General features: G+C 58.5%; 1 protein-coding gene. It reads right to left on the bottom strand.

Going from position 1 to position 1,416, the window contains the following annotated elements; all coding sequences use genetic code 11:
• Nucleotides 1–60 precede the first annotated feature (60 nt).
• On the bottom strand, nucleotides 61–1,317 hold the full coding sequence (locus ACVJNE_RS24225; RefSeq protein ID WP_499569280.1) for a GAF domain-containing protein: 1,257 nt from the start codon (nucleotides 1,315–1,317) through the stop codon (nucleotides 61–63).
• Between the last annotated feature and the right edge of the window lie 99 nt (nucleotides 1,318–1,416).

Genomic DNA, 1,416 nt, shown 5'->3' with positions numbered 1-1,416 from the left:
CCTCGAGCGCCTCGCCAACGGCTGGCCTGACAGCCGTATCGACGACCTCATGCCCTGGAACTACCAGCCCTGAACGGCTTCGGCTGCTCGCTTACCGTTGGTCGCGAGTTCGTGGAGGATCAACGAGAGTGACAGGGTGGCTCTTGGGCCTATGCGCAGGTTAGGACCCACAAGATCGAACCGGTCCATCCGATCAAAGGTTGAGAGCACCGCGACGACTATGTCCCGGACGATTGCCTCGGACCAACTCTGGTTCACCAGCACATCGTGTGCGCGCGCGAGCGCGCCGATGCGTTGGGTGAATGCCTCCACGGCCTGTCGCTCGGTAACCTGTCGCAGTGTCTGCGTTGCGATCGCCTGCACCATAGCCAACGTGTTCTTGAGACGATGGCTCAGTTCCTGATTGAGGATCTTCTGCTCTTTCTGGGCGCTCAGCCTGTCCATATTTACCTGAACGCTGTCCGCAACGGATCGAACAAAGTCGATGTCGCTGTCGCTCCAGTGACGCGGGAGCCGGTCATGCGCAAAAAACAACGCAATGGCCTTCCCGTAAACGACAAGGGGAACGTTGATCATCGACCTTACGTCGATCGCTTCCAGCAGAGCCGTGTCGTCTTTGGTCAGTGCATCGCTTCTGACGTCATTCAGAATAATGTTTCGCCCATCGTTGAGAGCTGCACTGAACAGGCCGTAATCGTCGAGGTTGTGTATGCCAGCGACACTCACCTGGCCCTCGATCGCCCAATCGCCATCAATCGTGATTGTTTCAAAGCCATTGCTCAAACGACCGAAGCCAGCTCGCGAAATTCTGAGAGTCCGCGTGACAATCTCGCCTGCAATCCTGGCCATGTCGGCATAAGTTTCCGATGACCGCAGACGATCTCCAAGTTCCATCAGCGCCGAAAGGCGCTCCACGGCCGAGGCCTGATCGGCTATCGAGCGCCTGAGTTCCAACTGCGTCATCACCTGGCGCGCAAGGAGCTTCAGCGTGCGTATCTGATGGGCATCGAGGTGGCGGGGGACGGTATCAAGAACGCAGACCGTACCGATTGGGAGCCCCCCAGGCGCTTTCAGGAGCGCGCCCGCATAAAAGCGCAATCCACCCTCGGAGTGCACCAGTGGATTGCCGTCGAAGCGCGGGTCCTTGGACGCGTCGTTCACCACCATCATGTCTTCGGCGAGAATCGCGTGCCCGCAGAATGATGTCTCAAGCGGAGTCTCTCGGACACCGAGACCGACTTCGGCCTTGAAAAACTGTCGGTGCGTGTCGACGAGATTGACGACAGCAATCGGTGTCGCACAAACCTCCGCTGCCAGCCTGGTGAATAGCCCCGAGTTTCGTGGACACCCTCGGGTTACATTTCCTGCTGCCGTTCGAACTCAACGGGTGACAGCATCCCGTTCCTGACGTGCTTG

Source organism: Mesorhizobium sp. DxT (genome assembly GCF_058448885.1).
This window is presented reverse-complemented; position numbering and strand designations above follow the sequence as displayed.